This window comes from Mycobacterium sp. (assembly GCF_032159765.1).
Classification (GTDB): domain Bacteria; phylum Actinomycetota; class Actinomycetes; order Mycobacteriales; family Mycobacteriaceae; genus Mycobacterium.
Genome location: NZ_JAVHWM010000003.1, coordinates 36,109 through 54,634, shown reverse-complemented (window position 1 = coordinate 54,634; position 18,526 = coordinate 36,109). Strand labels below are relative to the sequence as shown.

Below are 18,526 nucleotides of genomic sequence, written 5' to 3'. Positions count from 1 at the left end.
TGGATTCCCAGGCCAACTCCCGCAGCGCCATCGAACAGTGGTCGGCGAACCTGAATTCGATCGGCACCCAGGCCGCCGCCCAGGACGCTGCGCTGCGCAACGGTCTGCAGCAGGCCGCGCCCACCGCGGATCAGCTCAACGCTGTGTTCAGCGATGTGCGCGAATCGCTGCCTCAGACCCTCGCCAATCTCGAGATCGTCCTGGACATGCTCAAGCGCTATCACAAAGGCGTCGAGCAAGCCTTCGTCTACTTCCCCGAAAGCGCTGCTCAGCTGCAAGCCGGTTCGATCTTCCCCGGCTACGGGATCATCAACTTCGCACTCGGCCCGATCGCGGTGGGCACTGCGGCCTCGCTGCTGACCCAAAACCTCATCCCGCCGGGTTTTGGGACGTCGCTGAACTCCTCGCCGCCGTGTCTGACCGGGTTCCTACCGGCCTCAGAGTGGCGGTCCCCGGCCGACACCAGCACCAAGCCGTTGCCGTCGGGCCTGTACTGCCGGATCCCGAAGGAATACCCCGGCCTTGCCGTGCGCGGCGCACGCAACTACCCATGCGCCGATGTGCCGAGCAAGCGGGCGGCTTCCCCGCGGGAGTGCCGAAGCAACGAGCCGTATGTTCCGTTGGGCACCAACCCCTGGTACGGGGATCCCAACCAGATCCTGACCTGCCCCGCGCCCGCGGCGCGCTGTGACCAGCCGGTGAAGCCGGGAACCGTGATGCAGGCGCCCAGCATCAACAACGGAATGAACCCGCTGCCTGCCAGCCTGCTACCCGCCGGCGGATCTCCGGCCCCGGTCAGCGACCCCCTTTCACCACCCGGCGCGGGCAGCGTCACCTGCAGCGGACAACAACCCAATCCCTGCGACTACAGCCCGGCAACCAGCCCGACGGCGATCTACAACCCACAAAGCGGCGAAATCACCGCCCCCGACGGTTCCCGCTACAGCATCAAAGACACGCCCACCACCGGGGACGACGGCTGGGTCCAGATGCTGCAACCCGCCAATTGACCACCCCGATTTGCTGACGCGATTCCGGGGGTTCGCTCGCGACGTTTCACCGTAGGGTAAAGAGCATGCGCGTCAAGCTCGGCCGCCCGTTTCTCGCGGACTTCGCGAAGCGGTTCGATGTGCCCGCCGCCGACCGCGACGCGGCCCTGACGGTCACCTGGCTGGGCGTGGCTACTCTGCTGGTCAGCGACGGCACGTCAGCGCTGATGACCGACGGATTCTTCTCGCGCCCCAGCCTGGCGGCGATCGCGGTGAAGCGGATTGAGCCGTCGATGGAGCGAATCATCGGCTGTCTCGAGCGCACCCGGGTGCGAACGCTGGACGCGGTCATCCCGGTGCACACGCACTACGACCATGCACTGGATTCAGCCGTCGTGGCTTCCCGTACCGAAGCCAAGCTCGTCGGCGGCGAGTCAGCCGCCAACATCGGCCGCGGACACGGGTTGAGCGAGGACCGCATCGTCGTCGCGGAATCCGGCGAGTCGATGACGTTGGGCGCGTATGAGGTGACGTTGATCGAATCCGAGCACTCCCCACCCGACCGCTACCCCGGAGTGATCACGAATCCGGTTGTGCCGCCGGTGAAGGTGTCGGAATACAAATGCGGCGAGGCGTGGTCGGTGCTGATTCATCACCCGGGCAGCGGTAGCCGGCTGTTGATTCAGGGCAGCGCCGGATTCGTGCCGGGCGCGCTCACGGGCCGGCAGGCCGAGGTGGTCTATCTCGGCGTCGGCCAACTGGGCGTGCAATCCGAGCAGTACATCGTCGACTACTGGACCGAAGTGGTCCGCGCCGTCGGTGCACGTCGCGTGGTGCTCATCCACTGGGACAACTTCTTCCGCCCGCTGACACAGCAGCTGCAGGCGTTGCCGTACGCAGTCGACGATTTGGACGTCACAATGGGCGTGCTCAGCCGGTTGGCGCTCGAAGACGACGTCGCGCTGCACATGCCCACCGTGTGGAACGCCGAAAATCCCTGGGCCTGAATCTATTTCATTACAATAGTGTCTTGCTGATCATTGTCCTGGGTTTGCTGGCGGTGGTGCTGAGCTTTGCGTTGCTGCGGCCCAGGGGGTGGACGGAGGCGGTCGCGGCGGTGCCCGCCGCGGCAATTCTGATCGCAATCGGCGCTGTTAGTGTCGGTGACGCCCGTGACGAGGTCAGCCGCCTCCTTCCCGTCGTCGGTTTTCTTGCCGCGGTGCTGGTCTTGGCGCAGCTTTGCGACGACGAAGGTGTGTTCCACGCTGCAGGCCAGTTGATGTCGCGCCGGAGCGCCGGAGCGCCGAAGCGACTCATGGGTCAGGTGTTCGTCATCGCGTCGGTTACCACTGCGGTGTTAAGTCTCGACGCGACGATCGTATTGTTAACCCCCGTCGTGCTGGCGAGCGCGCGAATGCTGCGCCTGCCCTCCGCCCCGCACGCCTATGCCAGCGCACATCTAGCGAACACCGCGTCGCTGCTGCTGCCGGTGTCGAACCTGACAAACCTTCTGGCGTTCGGGAGCGCGGGGCTGTCGTTCACCCGCTTTGCAGTTCTGATGGCGGTTCCCTGGGTGGTCGCGATCGCGGCGGAATACCTGATATTCCGGTGGTTTTTCTCCTCAGAGCTATCGGGCGGGGGGCAGACCGACGAATTGCCGCCGCAGCCGACGCTTCCGGTGTTCGCGTTGGTCGTTCTGGCACTGACGCTAGCGGGATTCGCGGTCGCCTCACTCATCGGAATCGCACCTGCCTGGGTCGCATGCGCAGGCGCGGCCGTGTTGGCTGTGCGCGGGCTGCTGCGTCGACGCGGCACGATCGGGTTGGTTGCGCGTGCCGTCAACGTGCCGTTCCTGGCGTTCGTGCTGGCGCTCGGCATCGTGGTGCGAGCGGCAATGGACAACGGGCTTGGCACCGCGACACGGGCGTTGCTGCCTTCTGGCGAGGGGCTTTTCGCGCTCCTGGCGCTGGCGGCGATCGCCGCCGTGCTGGCCAACATTGTGAACAATCTGCCCGCTGTCCTGTTGCTGCTGCCTCTCGTCAGCGGATCCGGCGCGGCGGCCGTGCTGGCGGTTCTGATCGGCGTCAACGTCGGCTCCAACCTGACGTACGTCGGTTCCCTGTCCAATCTACTGTGGCGAAACGTGTTGCGCGACAAAGAAGTAGAGGCTACCTTCAGCCGTTTCACCCGCCTTGGCATCTGCACGGTGCCGATAACCCTGGTGCTCGCGGTGCTCGCGTTGTGGGCAGGCGTGCAGGTGATCGGCACCTAACTGCGGCGACGCTGACGCGCAACCTCGGCCAGCACCACGCCCGCGGCGACCGCGGCGTTCAGCGATTCCGTGGGGCCGGCCATGGGAATCGACACCACCGTGTCGCAGTTCTCGCGGACCAGCCGCGACAAACCCTTTCCTTCCGAACCGACGACGATGACCAAGTCGCCGGTGGCATCCCATCCGTCGATCGGGGTGTCACCGCCGGGATCCAACCCCACGACCTGAAGTCCTGCCGTCGCCCAATCCTTCAGCGCGCGGTTCAGATTCGTGGCCCGCGCCACCACAACCCTCGCAGCTGCGCCGGCGCTGGTCCGCCACGCCACAGCGCTGACCGCAGCACTCCGCCGCTGGGGTATCAGCACGCCGTCCCCGCCAAAAGCGGCGACGGACCGGATGATCGCGCCGAGATTCCTCGGATCCGAGATGTTGTCCAAAGCCACGAGCAGTGCCGGCGATGGCGCGTCCTGGACTGCTGCAAGCAACTCGTCGGGATGAGCGTAGTCGTACGGCGGTACCTGCAGGGCGATTCCCTGATGCAAGCCGTTGGCGCTGATTCGGTCTAGATCGTTACGCGGCACCTCGAGAATCGGGATGCCGGAATCAGCAGCGCGGCCAACCGATTCCGTAAGCCGCTCATCGGCTTCGGCACCGAGCGCGACGTAAAGCGCGGTCGCGGGAATCCCGGCACGCAGGCATTCGAGCACCGGGTTACGGCCGAGTACCACATCCGGTTCATCGGTCTTCTTGCCGCCGCGATGCGACTTCTTCTGCGCTGCCGCACGGTTCGCGGCGGGATGATTGGGCCGCAGGTGCGCGGGCGGCGTCGCACCCCGTCCCTCCAAGCCGCGTCGCCGGACACCGCCGGAGCCGACCGGAGGGCTGCCCTTCGTTCCCGGCTTGCGCACCGCGCCCCGGCGTTTCGAGTTGCCGGCCATCTACTTCTTTTCACCGTCGATCAGCGACCATTGCGGCCCATCGGCGGTATCGGTGACCTCAATGCCGGCCTCCTTCAGCCGATCCCGGATCTCATCCGCCAGCGCCCAGTCACGCTGCGCCCTCGCCTTCTCGCGGCGCTCGAGTTCTGCCTGTACAAGAACGTCGACGGCGCCAAGGGCGGCCGACGTTTCGTCGCGCGACTCCCAGCGGTCGTCGAGCGGGTCGCAGCCCAGCACCGCCATCATTGCCCGGATCTCACCGGCCCGGGCCAATGCCGACTCGTGGTCACCAGACTCCAGAGCACGGTTGCCGTCGGCTCGAGCAGTGTGTATCTCCGCCAACGCGATCGGCACGGACAGGTCGTCGTCCATGGCGGCTGCGAAGCCAGGCGTCCACAGACCGGGAAGCACTTCCCCAGCCCGGGTGCGAACCCGGTGAAGAAACTCCTCGATTCCGACATAGGCCTTCACCGCGTCCTGCATCGCCGTCTCAGAGAACTCGAGCATCGAACGGTAGTGCGCGCTTCCGAGGTAATACCGTAACTCGACAGGCCTAACACGTTGCAGCACAGCAGGAATCGACAGCACATTGCCCAACGACTTGCTCATCTTCTCGCCACCCATTGTGACCCAGCCGTTGTGTAGCCAGTAACGCGCGAAGCGATCGCCGGCGGAAATCGCCTGAGCTATCTCGTTCTCGTGATGCGGGAACACCAAATCCATGCCACCGCAATGGATATCGAACTCCGCGCCGAGATACTCGTGGGCCATGGCCACACATTCGGAGTGCCAGCCCGGACGGCCACGGCCCCACGGTGTTGGCCACGACGGCTCACCCGGTTTGGCCCCCTTCCACAGGGTGAAGTCGCGCTGGTCGCGCTTTCCCGCGCCGATGCCCTCTCCTTGGTGCACATCGTCGATCTTGTGCCCGGAGAGCTTGCCGTAGTCCGCAAAGCTCAGCACGTCGAAATAGACATCTCCGCCGCCCGCATAGGCGTGGTCGGTGTCGATCAATCGCTCGATCAACTCCACGATCTGGGTGATGTGGCCAGTGGCCCGCGGTTCCGCCGAAGGCGGCAGCACACCCAGCAAGTCGTATGCGGCGGTGAACGCGCGCTCGTGCGTGGCCGCCCATTCCCACCACGGGCGCCCGGCATCGGCGGCCTTGTTGAGGATCTTGTCGTCGATGTCTGTGACGTTGCGGACGAACGCGACGTCCAGCCCGCGTGCCATCAGCCAGCGGCGAAGAATGTCAAACGCGACGGCGCTTCGCACGTGCCCGATGTGCGGCAGGCCCTGCACGGTAGCGCCGCACAGATAGATCGACACGTGGCCGTCGCGCACCGGCACGAACTCGCGCACGGCACCGGAATAGGTGTCGTGCAGCCGCAAGCCTTGGAGCGGAGCAGTCACGACGTGCCAGCTTACCGGCCTATTCGCCGGTGACGACCAATGCGGTCGCGATGGCCGCTAGTCCCTCGCCGCGGCCCGTGAGGCCGAGTCCGTCGGTGGTGGTCGCCGAGACCGAGACGGGTGCGCCGACGATCTCGGACAGCGCCCGCTGTGCGCGATCTCGATGTGGGCCGATTTTGGGCCGATTGCCGACGACTTGGACGGCGGCGTTGGAGACGCGAAATCCCGCGGCTGCCAGCAGGCCGCGCACATGAGCCAGCATGTCTTTACCGGTGACCCCTTTCCAGCGAGGATCATCGACTCCGAACACACCACCGATGTCGCCGAGGCCGGCCGCCGACAGCAGTGCGTCGCACAGCGCATGCGCGGCGACGTCGCCGTCGGAATGACCGCTGCACCCGTCGGCATCCTCGAACAGCAGGCACAGCAACCAGCACGGCCTGCCTGCTTCGATCGGGTGCACATCCGTCCCGAGACCGACCCGGATGTCGCTCACCTGAGCATCACCGCCTCCGCGAGTCGCAGATCCATCGGCGTGGTGATCTTGAAAGCCAAGGGGTCGCCGTCGATCACATGCACTTGCACGCCAAGCTGCTCGACCATCGACGCGTCGTCGGTGGCCACGGCGGAATCCGTCCGGTCATACGCGGCCAGCAGAATCTCGGTGCGGAAACCCTGCGGCGTCTGCACCGCAACTAGGCCTGCACGCTCAGGAGTGGCGATGACGACGCCCGTCGCGTCGACCGCCTTGATCGTGTCGGCAACTGGCAACGCCGGCACCACGGCGTCGCACCCGGCGTGGAGGGCATCGACGACTCGGGTGATCAATGCCGGAGGTGTCAGCGCCCGGGCGGCATCATGAACCAGCACAAACGCGGATTCGCCGACTGCGCCAAGACCACGCCGAACCGATTCGGTGCGGCTGGACCCCCCGGTGACGATCGTCGCGGCTCCCCCGAGGATCAGTTTCGCCTCGTCAGTGAGGCCGGCGGGTACCGCGACGACGACAGAGTCGACGGATCCGGACTCGTGCAGACCCGCCAGCGTGTGTTCGAGCAGCGTGCGTCCGCAGAGCTGAACAAACGCCTTCGGCGCTCCCGCACCCAACCGCTCGCCCAAGCCCGCGGCCGGGACGACCGCGACCGTGCGGGCCATCGCCTGGTCCGCTTCTATGACGCGGCGGCCAGAACCTCGTCGAGGATCGTCTCGGCCTTCGCGTCATCAGTGTTCTCGGCGAGCGCGAGCTCACCCACCAGGATCTGGCGCGCCTTGGCGAGCATTCGCTTCTCGCCGGCTGACAGGCCGCGCTCCTGGTCACGTCGCCACAGGTCACGCACGACCTCGGCGACCTTGTTCACGTCACCCGAGGCCAGCTTCTCCAAGTTGGCCTTGTAGCGGCGAGACCAGTTGGTGGGCTCTTCGGTGTGGGGTGCCCGCAGCACCTGGAAGACCTTGTCCAGACCTTCCTGGCCAACGACGTCACGCACGCCCACGTACTCGGCGTTATCGGCGGGCACGCGAACTGTCAGGTCACCCTGTGCGACCTTCAAGACGAGATACTCTTTTGGTTCGCCTTTGATGGTCCGGGTTTCGATCGCTTCGATCAACGCAGCACCGTGGTGTGGATAGACAACGGTGTCTCCGACCTTAAAAATCATCTGATTCGGGCCCCTTTCGCCCTTCTATCCTAACACGCGCCTCCGACAGAGGTTCAACAACGATGCAGGTCAGGGGCACCTCAGACCGACATTGGGGGTTGACACGGCGGAGATTACGTGCATGGGCAACGTGACGCAGCGCATGGCTTCCAGGCGATTCGGGTCGACGCCGCAGCCTGTCCGCGCGTCATCGCTTGCCGGACATTTCGCTCAGCTGCCGGACCTACTACTGTGCATAGTCGAACGCTGGCGGCCAGGGGAGTCCGGCCGGCTCGACGCCGTTAGGAGGACTCAGTGAACCTCTTCGGAACCCGGGCATTGGGCGGACTGGTCGCCGCAGTGCTGCTCACCACCACCATGGCGGGTTGCGGCGCGGGCCAACAGTCCCAGACCGCTACTCAGGAGCCTGCCGTCAACGGCGCCAGCGGTGGCGCACGCGACATCGCGCTGCGTGACGTGCGGATTAGAGCGGACCAGGACAGCGACTCCGTCAAGAACGGTCAGAGCGTCGAGCTGATGTTCGTTGCGGCCAACAAATCCGGCACGGTCGCCGACCGTCTGCTAGCCATCCGCTCCAAATACGGCGACGTCACCATCGCGCCCGACGCCCCCGAGGTGCCCGCCGGCGCGTCGCTGATCGTCGGCAAGCCTGAAAATCCCACCGCCGACGCGTTGGAGGCCTCGTCGACCGCCCGCAAGGCCGACGCCACCGTGAAACTGAAAGAACCCATCAGTAACGGGTTGACATACGAATTTGTATTCGTGTTCAAACAAGCTGGCGAAGTCAAGATTTCGGTGCCGGTGAGCGCGGGGGAAAAAGCACCACGCCGGGCGACGGCCGAGCCAGAGGGCGAGAGCCCCCCCGAGGGCGAGAGTCACTGAGCACCGCTCACTAGCGGCCTGTCGGACCGGCCGGATACCGTCTCGGCGTGGCCAAAGCACGCACCCAGTACCGATGCTCGGAGTGCCGCCACCTCATGGCCAAATGGGTCGGCCGCTGCCCTGAATGCGGAACGTGGGGCACGGTCGACGAGATTCCCGTGGTCAAGGCCGGCGCGGCGCGCACCGGGCGGCTCGTTGCGTCGACCGCGGCGGTTCCCATCACGCTGATTCCCGCGGACTTCACCCGTCACGACGCCACCGGCGTCGACGAGTTCGACCGCGTGCTCGGCGGGGGAATCGTTCCGGGGTCGGTCACCTTGCTGGCTGGCGAGCCCGGCGTCGGGAAGTCGACCTTGCTGTTGAATGTCGTACACCGCTGGGCAAACGCTGGCCGCCGCGCCCTCTATGTCTCAGGCGAGGAGTCACTGGGCCAGATCCGCATGCGCGCCGAACGCACGGGCTGCAGTCACGACGATCTCTACCTCGCTGCGGATTCCGATCTGGAAACGGTGTTGGCTCAGATCGACGCCGTCGAGCCGACCCTCGTCGTTGTCGACTCCGTCCAGACCATGTCGACCACCGAGGCTGACGGCGTGACGGGTGGGGTCACACAGGTGCGCGCGGTGACCGCGGCGCTCACCTCGGCGGCAAAGCGCTCGAACGTCGCGATGATTCTGGTCGGCCACGTCACCAAGGACGGCGCGATCGCGGGCCCGCGAACACTGGAGCACCTCGTCGACGTGGTGCTGCACTTCGAGGGCGACAAGCAATCCAGCCTGCGAATGGTGCGCGGAGTGAAGAACCGCTTCGGAGGCGCCGACGAGGTCGGCTGCTTTCAAATGCACGAAGGCGGTATCGAATGCGTAGCCGACCCGACAGGCCTGTTTCTCGACCAGCGCGTCGAACCGGTACCTGGAACTGCGGTGACCGTCACTCTCGACGGCAAGCGGCCCCTGCTCGGCGAGATACAGGCGCTTGTCGTGCCCACTACCAACACGAGCCCACGCCGAGCGGTCAGCGGCATCGACCTGGCGCGGGCGACGATGATCAGCGCGGTGTTGGCGAGGCGCAGCAAGATGCCGGCGTTGTTGAGCGCCGACATCTACCTGTCCACCGTCGGCGGTATGAGGCTCACCGACCCGTCATCCGACCTCGCCGTGGCCCTCGCAATGGCCTCTGCGTACCGCAACAGCCCGCTGCCCACCTCCGTCGTCGTGATCGGGGAGGTGGGCCTCGCCGGTGACCTGCGCAGGGTCAGCGGAGTAGAGCGGCGGTTGGCCGAGGCGGCTCGGTTGGGATTCACCACGGCCTTGATCCCGCACGGCGTCAAATCAGTGCCCGGTGACATGTGCGTGATGTCGGCAAAAACGGTCAACGGCGCGCTTGCGCTGCTTGCTGAGATTACGGTCAAGACACCAGCCGAGACACCAGACGACGACAGGCCACCTTGGTTATGACGACGCCCAGCCAGGACAGCAAGGCGCCGCTGGTCCACCCGGCGCTGCTCGAGACGCTGCGCCGGGTTGCGCCCGGCACGCAATTGCGCGACGGGCTCGAGCGGATTCTGCGGGGTCGCACCGGAGCATTGATCGTCCTGGGATACGACGAACGCGTCGAGTCGATTTGCGACGGCGGATTCTCGCTCGACGTGCGGTTTGCACCCACGCGCCTGCGCGAGCTGTCGAAGATGGACGGCGCGCTCGTGTTGTCCACCGACGGCGGCCGCATCGTCCGGGCCAATGTGCAGCTGGTGCCCGACCCGTCAATCCCCACCGACGAGTCCGGCACCAGGCACCGGTCGGCGGAGCGTACCGCGATTCAGACGGGTTATCCCGTTATCTCCGTGAGCCATTCGATGAGCATTGTGACTGTGTATGTCGCCGGTGAACGTCACGTAATGGCGGATTCTGCGACGCTTTTGTCCAGGGCCAACCAGGCCGTAGCAACCCTCGAGCGATACAAATCGCGCCTCGACGAGGTCAGCCGCCAGCTCTCGACGGCCGAGATCGAAGACTTCGTCACGCTGCGCGACGTGATGACGGTCGTCCAGCGACTCGAGATGGTGCGGCGGATCAGCCTCGAAATCGACGAGCATGTGGTCGAACTCGGTACCGACGGCCGCCAGCTCAAGCTGCAACTGGAGGAGTTGGTCGGCGGCAACGACCTCGCTCGTCAGCTCATCGTGCGCGACTACCACGCAAGCCCGGAACCCCCAAGCGCCAGCCAGGTGGCGTCCGCACTTGATGAGCTGGACCAGCTCTCCGATGCTGAACTTCTCGACTTGCCTGCGCTGTCAAAGGTTTTCGGCTACCCGTCGAACGCCGAAGCACAGGACTCCGCGATGAGCTCTCGTGGGTATCGGGCCATGGCAGGCATCCCGCGCCTGCAGTTCGCGCATATTGATCTGCTGGTCCACTCGTTCGGCTCGCTTCAAGGGCTGCTCGCGGCCAGCGCGGGCGACCTGCAAAATGTCGACGGCATCGGCGAGGTGTGGTCGCGCCACATTCGCGAGGGGCTGTCCCAGCTGGCCGAGTCGACGATCGCCGACCGGCTCGTGTGATTGCGGGTCGGACCTAGCCCGGCGGCTGGGGCGCTGCAGGCGGCCCAGGTGCAGGCCCCCCTGGCGCTCCAGGCGGTGCAGGCTCATTGGCGGGCGGAGGCGCGGCGACGATGAACGGCACCGGCGCCGATCTCAGATTGCCCAGCTGAACGACGAGGTTGTACGTTCCTGGCCCGATCGGTTGCCGGGGCAGCGGGCACTGCGGCGCGGAACCCATACCGGTCCAGGTGACCTCGGTGGTGACCTGCTCTCCAGGGCTGAACTTCTTCACCAGCGTCTCATTCGACGGGGCGCAGTCGAGGTTGCTCCACAGCCGGTTGGTGTCCAGCGAATACACGTACGCGGCGAGCACCGCGGCGCCGACATCACGCTGGCAGGCGACCAGCCCGATGTTGGTGACGACCATCGTGAACTTGGGTTGTTCGCCGAACAAGTACTGAGGCTGGTTCGTGATTCCCTTGACGGCCAACGTCGAATCCGGGCAATCGTCACCATCTTTCAGCACCGGCGGTGGCGTGACGGCCGAGATCGGAGTCGGGGTCGGGGTTGGCGGTGGCGGCAGCGGCGTGAGCGGCGACTTGATCTCCGGCTGTGGATTCGGGGGCGCCGACTGGGGTGGACTGGCCGGCTTGGCGCTGTTCTTCGTGTCCGCGCCGGCGTTGCCGGTCAGCACGGTGATGACGACAGCGACGACAGCCCCGATCACGAGAACCGCAATGCCGATGGCCAGGGCGCGGCGCCGCCAGTAAATCTGCGGCGGCAGCGGGCCATGCGGTTCGAGATCCAGCACGAACACACGGTAAGCCCAGGTCACCGCAAGCTGTTCGACCTCGCTCGGCGTGTCGCGGGGTAGATATAGCTAACGGTGTGCCGGCAATCGTGCCGGCGGTTCAGCCGAGCTCGCCGACGCTGTCACGCAGTACCACCTTGCCGTCGGCGAGCTGGTACGTCAGCCCGACGATCGCGAGCTCTCCCGTGGGGATGCGCTCGAGGATCGCCGTCGATCGCGATAGCAGCTGTGCGGCGGTCTCCCTGACGTGGTGCGCCTCGAACTCGTCGATCTGCGTCAAGCCCTCACGGCGACCCGCGAGGATCGACGGCGTGACGCGTTCAATCACGTCGCGGACGTATCCGCGCGGTATGACGCCGTCGTCGAGGGCGGTCAGCGTGGCCCCCACAGCACCGCAGCTGTCGTGACCCAGCACGACGATCAGCGGGACGTCGAGCACGGTGACCGCGTACTCGATGGAGCCGAGGACCGCCGAGTCGATCACGTGGCCTGCCGTGCGCACCACGAACATGTCACCGAGGCCCTGATCGAAAATGATCTCGGCCGCCACTCGGCTGTCGGCGCACCCGAAGACCACTGCAGTGGGCTTCTGCCCCGCCGCCAAGCTGGCCCGATGTTCCACGCTCTGGCTCGGGTGTGCAGGCTGTCCGGTGACGAACCGCTCGTTACCCTCCTTGAGTGCCTTCCAAGCTGTGGCGGGATTGGTGTTCGGCATGACCACCATTCTTCACGTCGACCCGGCGAGCCTGCTCGGGTGGTACCGCGTGGCTCAGCGCGACCTACCCTGGCGGCGCCCGGGGGTCAGCGCCTGGCAGATCCTGGTCAGCGAATTCATGCTTCAGCAGACGCCGGTTTCGCGGGTACAGCCGGTCTGGGAAGAGTGGGTTCGCCGCTGGCCGACCCCCTCGGCAACGGCCTCCGCGAGCACTGGCGACGTGCTGCGCGCGTGGGGCAAGCTCGGCTACCCCCGCCGGGCCAAGCGGTTGCATGAGTGCGCGACCGTGATCGCCCGCGACCACGACGACGTTGTGCCAGACGACCTCGAGACGCTGCTCGCACTACCAGGTGTCGGCGAATACACCGCGCGTGCCGTGTTGTGCTTTGCCTACCAACGGAGGGTGCCGGTGGTCGACACCAACGTGCGAAGGGTTATCGCCCGGGCAATCCGTGGCGCAGCCGACGCCCGCCCGAGTGCCCGCGACCTTCCTGGCGTCGCCGCGCTTCTGCCGAATGACGGAAGCGCAGCGCGCTTTTCGGCGGCGTTGATGGAATTGGGTGCCACGGTGTGCACCGCGCGGTCGCCACGCTGCGGAGTGTGTCCCCTCACTGCGTGCGCCTGGCGGGCGGCAGGGCACCCGCCGCCGACGCAGCCCGCCCGTCGCGCACAGACCTACGCGGGCACCGACCGACAGGTGCGCGGAAGATTGCTTGACGTGTTACGCGCCAACGATTTTCCGGTCGGGGCCGGCCAGCTCGATACGGCGTGGCTTTCCGACACCGCCCAACGTGATCGCGCATTGGCAAGCCTGCTTGCCGACGGGCTCGTGGAACGGACTCCCAACGGCCGCTACGCACTCGCCGGGGAGGGCCAGCCGAAAGCAGATTCAGGCTGATTGGTCGGTGGGCGTGTCCGCGCACGCGAACCTGCGCCGGTAGTCCGAGGGCGTGACTCCGACGATGCGGCGGAAGTGATGCCGCAACAGCGTCGCGGTTCCGAACCCGGAGCGGTCGGCGATCCGGTCGACGTCGAGGTCTGTCTCCTCGAGCAGGCGCCTGGCGTAGAGGACGCGCTGGTCGGTCACCCACTGCATCGGCGTGGTGCCGGTTTCGTCGACGAACTTGCGCGCGAACGTGCGCTCGGACATGTTGGCGTGCCGGGCCATCGACGCGACCGAATGCGCCTTTTCGAGATTGGACAGTATCCAATCAAGTTGCGGCGCAAAGCCTGCCGAGCAGTGGGTGGGCACCGGCTGGTCGATGAACTGCCGTTGGCCTCCGTCACGTTGCGGCGGGACGACCATGCGGCGCGCGATCGTGTTGGTGATCTTGCTTCCCAACTCCCGGCGCACGAGGTGAAGGCAGGCGTCGATCCCTGCCGCGGTCCCCGCGCTGGTGATCAGGTTGCCGTCGTCGACGAACAGCACGTTGCGGTCGACCCGGGCGGTCGGGTACATCCGGGCCAGCTCCTCGGCATGCGCCCAATGCGTGGTGCAGTGCCGGCCGTCGAGCAGGCCGGCCGCGCCTGCGATGAACGCTCCCGTGCAGACGGTCAGGATCGTTGAGCCCGCCACGGCGGCTGCCCTCACCGCCCTCAGCGCCTCGGGCGGGTACGGATGCGGACCCGGCGCGGCCTGCGCTGCAGGCACAGCAACCAGGTCGGCACGTTTTAGACCCTCGAGGCCATATTTCGGGATGACGTCCACACCTACCGGGGTGTGTAACGGACGGCCGGCTTCGGGTCCGCAGACGCGGAAGTCAAAGTTGGGCACGCCATCGGATTCGCGATCGATACCGAATACCTCGCAAATTGTTCCGAACTCGAACATCGCGAGGTTGTCGAGCACCAGAACAGCGACAGACTTCAACATGGCAGTATTTTATCTCACCGCGTCAGCCCTGCCACTGTTGGCGGCATATTGGTAGCCGAAAACTTAGTGCCATGACCGTTCTGCTGACTCTTTCGATTCTGCTCACGCCGGTCGCCGTCGCGGTGGCGGTGGCGTGGGCGGCGCAACACTCACGCACACTGCGTTTCCGGCGCGACCAATTCCAGGTGTTCGCCCCGATGCGGGGCCGGCTGTCGGGTGGCGGTGTGGACGTCCCACGGCTGGCCCATGAGATTGATGCCATCCGGACACGCTTTGAGGCGCAGCCGGCCTGGCCGATGTCAGGGGCGCTGGGCGAGCGTCGCTAAGAACCCGGTGACAGCCTGCCGGTAGACGTCGAACGCTTCATCGTGCACGAGGTGGCCGGCACCTGGCACATGCAGATAGCTTGTCCGCCAGCCTGTTTCGTGCATGTGAAGCATTTGCCCGGATGGAGTGACCGAGATGCCCGCCTCGATCAGCAGTGCAGGCACACGCACAGCGTGCCACTGCGCCCAATAGTCGCGGGTCCCCCACTCCGCTGCGATCTCGATCCATCGCTGCACGTGACCATGCAGCCGCCACCCCGTCGCAGTGCGGTCGAAGGCCTCGAGAAAGTACTGACCGGCGACGTCCCCGAACTCGTCGAATACGTCCTTCGCAGTGGCGAATTCGACGGGTAGCGCGTGCAGCCACGGCTCCCATGGCCCCGTGGTCCGGCCACGGAAGTCCGGTGCCATGTCCTCGACAACGAGCGCGGCGACGAGGTCAGGCCGCTCGGCGGCCAGACACCACGCATGCAAGGCGCCCATCGAATGGCCGATCAGTGTCGCGGGCTGCTGCAGCAACGCGACCGCGTCACCGAGATCGCCGACAAAGCGCTCGGTGCTGATCGCAGACGGATCCTCCACGTCGCGACCGCGGTGCCACGGCGCGTCGTAGCTGTACACCCGCCCCAACCTGGTCAGCCAAGGCAGTTGCCGTCGCCACGTGGCGCCACGCCCCATCAGTCCATGAACCAGCACCAGCGCCTGCCCCTGACCGCCGCAGTAGGTCAACGTCTCGCCGCGCATACAGACATCTTCGCCGCCCGCCGCGGCCAGATCCGCGCACGGTAGCCTGACCGTCATGGCCGTCGTGAAGATCAACGCAATAGAGGTGCCGCCGGACGCCGGCCCCGAACTGGAGAAGCGGTTCGCCCACCGCGCGCACGCCGTCGAGAACTCCCCTGGGTTCCTCGGATTCCAATTGCTGCGGCCCGTCAAAGGCGAGGACCGCTACTTCGTGGTCACGCACTGGGAGACCGAGGAAGCGTTTCAAGCGTGGGCAACCGGCCCGGCGATCCAAGCCCACGCCGGACACCGGGCCAATCCGGTCGCAACTGGGTCGTCGTTGCTGGAGTTCGAGGTTGTGCTGGACGTTGCGGCCACCGGCGCCGAAGCGTAGGGGACCGCGCGCGCAACGCGTGGCGGTCGCCGTAGTCGCCGTCGTGTCCGCGAGCGCACTGGTATGCAGTTGCGCTACGCCAGCGGCCTCATCCGTCACCACCCCCGATGTCGGCGTGAAGATCAGCACGGAGAGCCCACCGGGCTTGCGGGCGCAACAGACCGTCGACATGCTGAACTCGGATTGGCCGATCGGCCCTAACGGCGTTCGGACGCTGGCGACGCCGGACATGGTGAGACCAGTCCAATCCACGATGGAAAACCTTTGGTGGGACAGGCCCTTCACCGTCTCGGGTGTGGATTACTACGCAGGCTTGGTGAAGTTGCACCTGCGCACCCCTTTCGGCGCAGAACAAGTCATCGACATTCACACCGGCGACGACGGGATGGTCGACCGGTTCGACGCGCAGCTGCAGGCGCCCGAGATCAAAACATGGGCCGATGTGGAGGCCGCCCTGGCCAACTCGCATGCCCGGTACTCCTACCAGGTCGCCAAGGTGACGAACAGAACCTGCACCAGGGTGGCAGGTGCAAACACAGGCGAATCCCTTCCGCTCGCTTCAATTTTCAAGCTCTACGTGTTGTACGCCGTGGCCGAGAGCGTCAAGGCCGGCACCCTGAGATGGGACGATCAGCTGACCATCACGGCGAGGGCGAAGGAGGTCGGTTCGTCAGGCCTTGAGGAATTGGCGCCCGGCACGAAGGTCTCTGTGCGGACGGTCGCCCAGAAGATGATCTCCAACAGCGACAACATGGCGACCGACCTGCTGATCTCCCGTGTCGGCACGCATGCTGTCGAGCGGGCACTCGTCGAAGCCGGCCATCACGATCCCGCCAGCATGACCCCGTTTCCGACGATGCACGAGCTGTTCGCCATCGGCTGGGGCGAGCCCGACCTGCGGGAGCAGTGGAAGCAAGCGGTGGCGAACCATTCACCCGAGGCACGAGCGCAGTTACTGGCGCAGACCGATTCCGTTCCGTATCAACCTGATCCGGAGCGCACCCGCATCCCGGCGTCGGCATTCGGTGTGGAGTGGTACGGCAGCGCAGAGGACATCTGCAAAATCCACGCCGCGCTTCAAGCAGACGCCAACGGCGCGGCGGCCCCGGTGCGCGACATCATGTCGGCAATCCCCGGCATCGACCTCGACCGGTCACAATGGCCATACATCGGGGCCAAGGCGGGAAACCTGCCGGGCGACTTGACGTTCAGCTGGTACACCGTCGACAGGACCGGACAACCGTGGGTGACCAGCTTCCAGTTGAACTGGCCAAGGCACTACGGCCCGAGCGCGGGCGGGTGGATGATGTCGATCGTGACCCAAGTGTTCGGGATGATGGCCCGCCAGCCCTAGCCCGAGCGGAGTGTCCAAGCGTGGCCGCGGAAGTGCATCTGCGTCCGGCTCGCCGGTGCAATATCGATGCGCCAGAACGACTTCGGCGGCGCATCAAGGGCCAATAGCACCGCCGCCCGGATAACAGCCGGATGAGTTACCGCAACGGTCCGCGATCGCGTCGTCGTCATCGATTCGAGCCAGCCGCCCACCCTGTTCATCAGGTCGAGTATCGATTCACCGCCGTGGGGCGCTCCTGCCGGTTCAGTCAGCCACACTGCGAGCTCCGCGGGATCCACACCACCGAGCACATCGCCACGCCAACGGCCGCAATCAAGGTCGGCGAGGCGCGCTTCTATCGTGGCTCGCAAGCCCAGCAATCCCGCCGTCTGCACGCACCGCTGTTCTGGACCGCAGATCGCTGTGAATTCCGTTGTCCCCCAATCGATTGACGGTGTGATCTGCCGTCGGCCCATCGCGTTGATGGGTTCGTCGGTGGGAAATCGCCCCGCGGCCATCGCGTCGGTCATGGCATGCGAGATCAGCGTGAGCCGGACGACTTCACTCACTCAGTTCCCTTCGCTGTGTTCTAACAGCTTCCGGCAGCGCGCGCGCCTGTGCAATTGACGGTTGTACATAATCATTGTCGGACTGACAGACACCTCCCGTTTGCTGTGATCTGATGGTAAGGATTGCGATGCGCTGCCGGGTCTGGTCGAACCCAGCTTTCGGTCGACAGTCCGGTCGGTCTCGCCGACCGACGCCGAAGTAAGGAACGATCCCATGCCGAAACGTTTACAAGCTCTTCGGACCGGCCTTTCACTGGCCGCCGCGGCCGCGGCAGTGCCGGCGGTGATGCTGGTGAATGCCGGCGCCGCACACGCGACAGTCCGGGGTCTAGACGTTAAGTTCGAACCCCTGTTGGGCGGCGTCGGCGTCAGAGTGGAGGTCGTCGACACGGTCGGCGCAGGCAAGCAGAACTGCTCGTACGACGCCAAGCCAGAGGGGGCATCAGTGCTGCCTCCGTTTCATAAGGACTTCGTCCTGGGACTGAATGGCACGACGTCCTGGCAGATACCCGGCATCGCTACGGGCACCCTCTGGCGGGTCCACATCGCTTGTACCTTCAATCCGCCGAATCAGTTCGCGAAACCCGGCCTCTTCGACGATACCGTTACGTTCTGATCAAACACTGGTCGCCGACGAGGGAGTAGCGCTGCTATCCCGCGCCGTAAGGCTGCGGCTGCTGCGGGGGGATGCCCTGTGGTGGACCCTGTTGCGGCTGCCCTTGCGGTGGGCCCCCATAGCCGAGCTGCTGCGCCGTGTACTTCGCCGCGTCGGTGGTCGGCACCGCCTGCACAGCGGTGCCGTACGCGCAGATTTCCGTCCACACATCGCCCAGTTCGGTCGTGTCAAACCGCATACCAATGATCGCGTTCCCGCCGCGGTTGCGCGCCTCGTGGATCAACCGGCCCATCGCCTCGTTGCGACTCTCGGCAAGGTTTTTCGTCATGCCCTGCAGCTCGCCGCCGAACATCGACTTGAATCCGGCACCGATCTGAGAGAACGCGTTGCGTGAGCGGACCGTGAGCCCGAACACCTCTCCGCACACTCGTTGGATCTCCCAGCCGGGCAGGTCGTTGGTGGTGACGATCAGCAT

General features: G+C 65.8%; 21 protein-coding genes and 1 pseudogene. 11 read left to right on the top strand and 11 right to left on the bottom strand.

Annotated features, from left to right (window positions below; translation table 11 throughout):
• The 3 genes and pseudogenes from QOH60_RS00730 to QOH60_RS00720 form a co-directional block, all read left to right on the top strand.
• Nucleotides 1–1,010 (top strand): annotated as a pseudogene (locus QOH60_RS00730) (MCE family protein); the annotation flags it as partial.
• 65 nt (nt 1,011–1,075) lie between these two features.
• Entirely contained in the window at nt 1,076–1,996 is a 921-nt protein-coding gene (locus QOH60_RS00725; RefSeq protein WP_526416056.1) for an MBL fold metallo-hydrolase, read from the top strand.
• 23 nt (nt 1,997–2,019) lie between these two features.
• The gene (locus QOH60_RS00720; protein ID WP_526416054.1) at nt 2,020–3,261 is read left to right on the top strand and encodes an SLC13 family permease; all 1,242 of its coding nucleotides are present in this window, start codon (nt 2,020–2,022) and stop codon (nt 3,259–3,261) included.
• Here QOH60_RS00720 and rlmB read toward each other — a convergent pair.
• From rlmB to carD, 5 genes are read right to left on the bottom strand one after another with little or no spacing between them, the layout of a single operon-like run.
• Nucleotides 3,258–4,199 carry a 23S rRNA (guanosine(2251)-2'-O)-methyltransferase RlmB gene (gene rlmB, locus QOH60_RS00715; protein WP_526416052.1) on the bottom strand — a complete coding sequence of 314 codons (942 nt, stop codon included), beginning with the start codon at nt 4,197–4,199 and terminating at the stop codon, nt 3,258–3,260. The two genes, QOH60_RS00720 and rlmB, sit on opposite strands and share 4 nt — an antisense overlap.
• Nucleotides 4,200–5,612: a cysteine--tRNA ligase gene (cysS, locus tag QOH60_RS00710; protein ID WP_526416050.1), complete on the bottom strand. Its 1,413-nt coding sequence runs from the start codon at nt 5,610–5,612 to the stop codon at nt 4,200–4,202.
• Nucleotides 5,613–5,631: 19 nt separating this feature from the next.
• Nucleotides 5,632–6,108, bottom strand: a complete 477-nt coding sequence (gene ispF, locus QOH60_RS00705) for a 2-C-methyl-D-erythritol 2,4-cyclodiphosphate synthase (RefSeq protein WP_526416048.1) — start codon at nt 6,106–6,108, stop codon at nt 5,632–5,634.
• Nucleotides 6,105–6,767 carry a 2-C-methyl-D-erythritol 4-phosphate cytidylyltransferase gene (gene ispD / locus QOH60_RS00700; RefSeq protein ID WP_526416046.1) on the bottom strand — a complete coding sequence of 221 codons (663 nt, stop codon included), beginning with the start codon at nt 6,765–6,767 and terminating at the stop codon, nt 6,105–6,107. The genes ispF and ispD overlap by 4 nt, the downstream gene beginning before the upstream one ends.
• 14 nt (nt 6,768–6,781) lie before the next feature.
• The gene (gene carD, locus QOH60_RS00695) at nt 6,782–7,270 is read right to left on the bottom strand and encodes an RNA polymerase-binding transcription factor CarD (RefSeq protein ID WP_526416044.1); all 489 of its coding nucleotides are present in this window, start codon (nt 7,268–7,270) and stop codon (nt 6,782–6,784) included.
• A gap of 294 nt (nt 7,271–7,564) precedes the next feature.
• Between carD and QOH60_RS00690 the strand changes: the two genes are divergently transcribed.
• The 3 genes from QOH60_RS00690 to disA are packed head-to-tail and all read left to right on the top strand — an operon-like array spanning nt 7,565 to nt 10,712.
• Nucleotides 7,565–8,152: a copper chaperone PCu(A)C domain-containing protein gene (locus QOH60_RS00690; protein WP_526416042.1), complete on the top strand. Its 588-nt coding sequence runs from the start codon at nt 7,565–7,567 to the stop codon at nt 8,150–8,152.
• A 47-nt stretch (nt 8,153–8,199) separates the two neighbouring features.
• Entirely contained in the window at nt 8,200–9,609 is a 1,410-nt protein-coding gene (gene radA / locus QOH60_RS00685; protein WP_526416040.1) for a DNA repair protein RadA, read from the top strand.
• Nucleotides 9,606–10,712 (top strand): DNA integrity scanning diadenylate cyclase DisA, encoded by a 1,107-nt coding sequence (gene disA, locus QOH60_RS00680; RefSeq protein WP_526416038.1) that lies wholly within the window; start codon nt 9,606–9,608, stop codon nt 10,710–10,712. The genes radA and disA overlap by 4 nt, the downstream gene beginning before the upstream one ends.
• 13 nt (nt 10,713–10,725) lie before the next feature.
• Here disA and QOH60_RS00675 read toward each other — a convergent pair whose 3' ends face one another.
• Nucleotides 10,726–11,502 carry a hypothetical protein gene (locus tag QOH60_RS00675; protein ID WP_526416036.1) on the bottom strand — a complete coding sequence of 259 codons (777 nt, stop codon included), beginning with the start codon at nt 11,500–11,502 and terminating at the stop codon, nt 10,726–10,728.
• 100 nt (nt 11,503–11,602) lie between these two features.
• Nucleotides 11,603–12,217 carry a carbonic anhydrase gene (locus QOH60_RS00670; protein ID WP_526416034.1) on the bottom strand — a complete coding sequence of 205 codons (615 nt, stop codon included), beginning with the start codon at nt 12,215–12,217 and terminating at the stop codon, nt 11,603–11,605.
• Between QOH60_RS00670 and QOH60_RS00665 the strand changes: the two genes are divergently transcribed.
• Complete coding sequence (locus QOH60_RS00665) at nt 12,216–13,115, top strand: iron-sulfur binding domain-containing protein (RefSeq protein ID WP_526416032.1); 900 nt, start codon at nt 12,216–12,218, stop codon at nt 13,113–13,115. The genes QOH60_RS00670 and QOH60_RS00665 overlap by 2 nt on opposite strands.
• Here QOH60_RS00665 and QOH60_RS00660 read toward each other — a convergent pair.
• Nucleotides 13,107–14,090, bottom strand: a complete 984-nt coding sequence (locus QOH60_RS00660; protein ID WP_526416030.1) for a GlxA family transcriptional regulator — start codon at nt 14,088–14,090, stop codon at nt 13,107–13,109. The genes QOH60_RS00665 and QOH60_RS00660 overlap by 9 nt on opposite strands.
• 71 nt (nt 14,091–14,161) lie before the next feature.
• Between QOH60_RS00660 and QOH60_RS00655 the strand changes: the two genes are divergently transcribed.
• A complete protein-coding gene (locus QOH60_RS00655) occupies nt 14,162–14,416 on the top strand; it encodes a hypothetical protein (RefSeq protein ID WP_526416028.1) in 255 nt (84 codons plus the stop codon).
• On the opposite strand, the gene QOH60_RS00650 is transcribed toward QOH60_RS00655, so the two are convergent.
• The gene (locus QOH60_RS00650) at nt 14,390–15,160 is read right to left on the bottom strand and encodes an alpha/beta fold hydrolase (protein ID WP_526416062.1); all 771 of its coding nucleotides are present in this window, start codon (nt 15,158–15,160) and stop codon (nt 14,390–14,392) included. The two genes, QOH60_RS00655 and QOH60_RS00650, sit on opposite strands and share 27 nt — an antisense overlap.
• Before the next feature lie 55 nt (nt 15,161–15,215).
• Here QOH60_RS00650 and mhuD point away from each other — a divergent pair, with 55 nt between their 5' ends.
• Both mhuD and QOH60_RS00640 read left to right on the top strand, forming a co-directional pair.
• Nucleotides 15,216–15,533, top strand: a complete 318-nt coding sequence (gene mhuD, locus QOH60_RS00645; protein WP_526416026.1) for a mycobilin-forming heme oxygenase MhuD — start codon at nt 15,216–15,218, stop codon at nt 15,531–15,533.
• A complete protein-coding gene (locus QOH60_RS00640) occupies nt 15,496–16,887 on the top strand; it encodes a serine hydrolase (protein WP_526416024.1) in 1,392 nt (463 codons plus the stop codon). Before mhuD ends, QOH60_RS00640 begins: the two co-directional genes overlap by 38 nt.
• On the opposite strand, the gene QOH60_RS00635 is transcribed toward QOH60_RS00640, so the two are convergent.
• Nucleotides 16,884–17,435, bottom strand: a complete 552-nt coding sequence (locus QOH60_RS00635) for a histidine phosphatase family protein (protein ID WP_526416022.1) — start codon at nt 17,433–17,435, stop codon at nt 16,884–16,886. The two genes, QOH60_RS00640 and QOH60_RS00635, sit on opposite strands and share 4 nt — an antisense overlap.
• 214 nt (nt 17,436–17,649) lie before the next feature.
• Here QOH60_RS00635 and QOH60_RS00630 point away from each other — a divergent pair, with 214 nt between their 5' ends.
• A complete protein-coding gene (locus tag QOH60_RS00630; protein WP_526416020.1) occupies nt 17,650–18,051 on the top strand; it encodes a hypothetical protein in 402 nt (133 codons plus the stop codon).
• A 34-nt stretch (nt 18,052–18,085) separates the two neighbouring features.
• Here the strand turns inward: QOH60_RS00630 and QOH60_RS00625 are convergent, their stop codons facing one another.
• Nucleotides 18,086–18,526 carry a YbjQ family protein gene (locus QOH60_RS00625; RefSeq protein WP_526416018.1) on the bottom strand — a complete coding sequence of 147 codons (441 nt, stop codon included), beginning with the start codon at nt 18,524–18,526 and terminating at the stop codon, nt 18,086–18,088.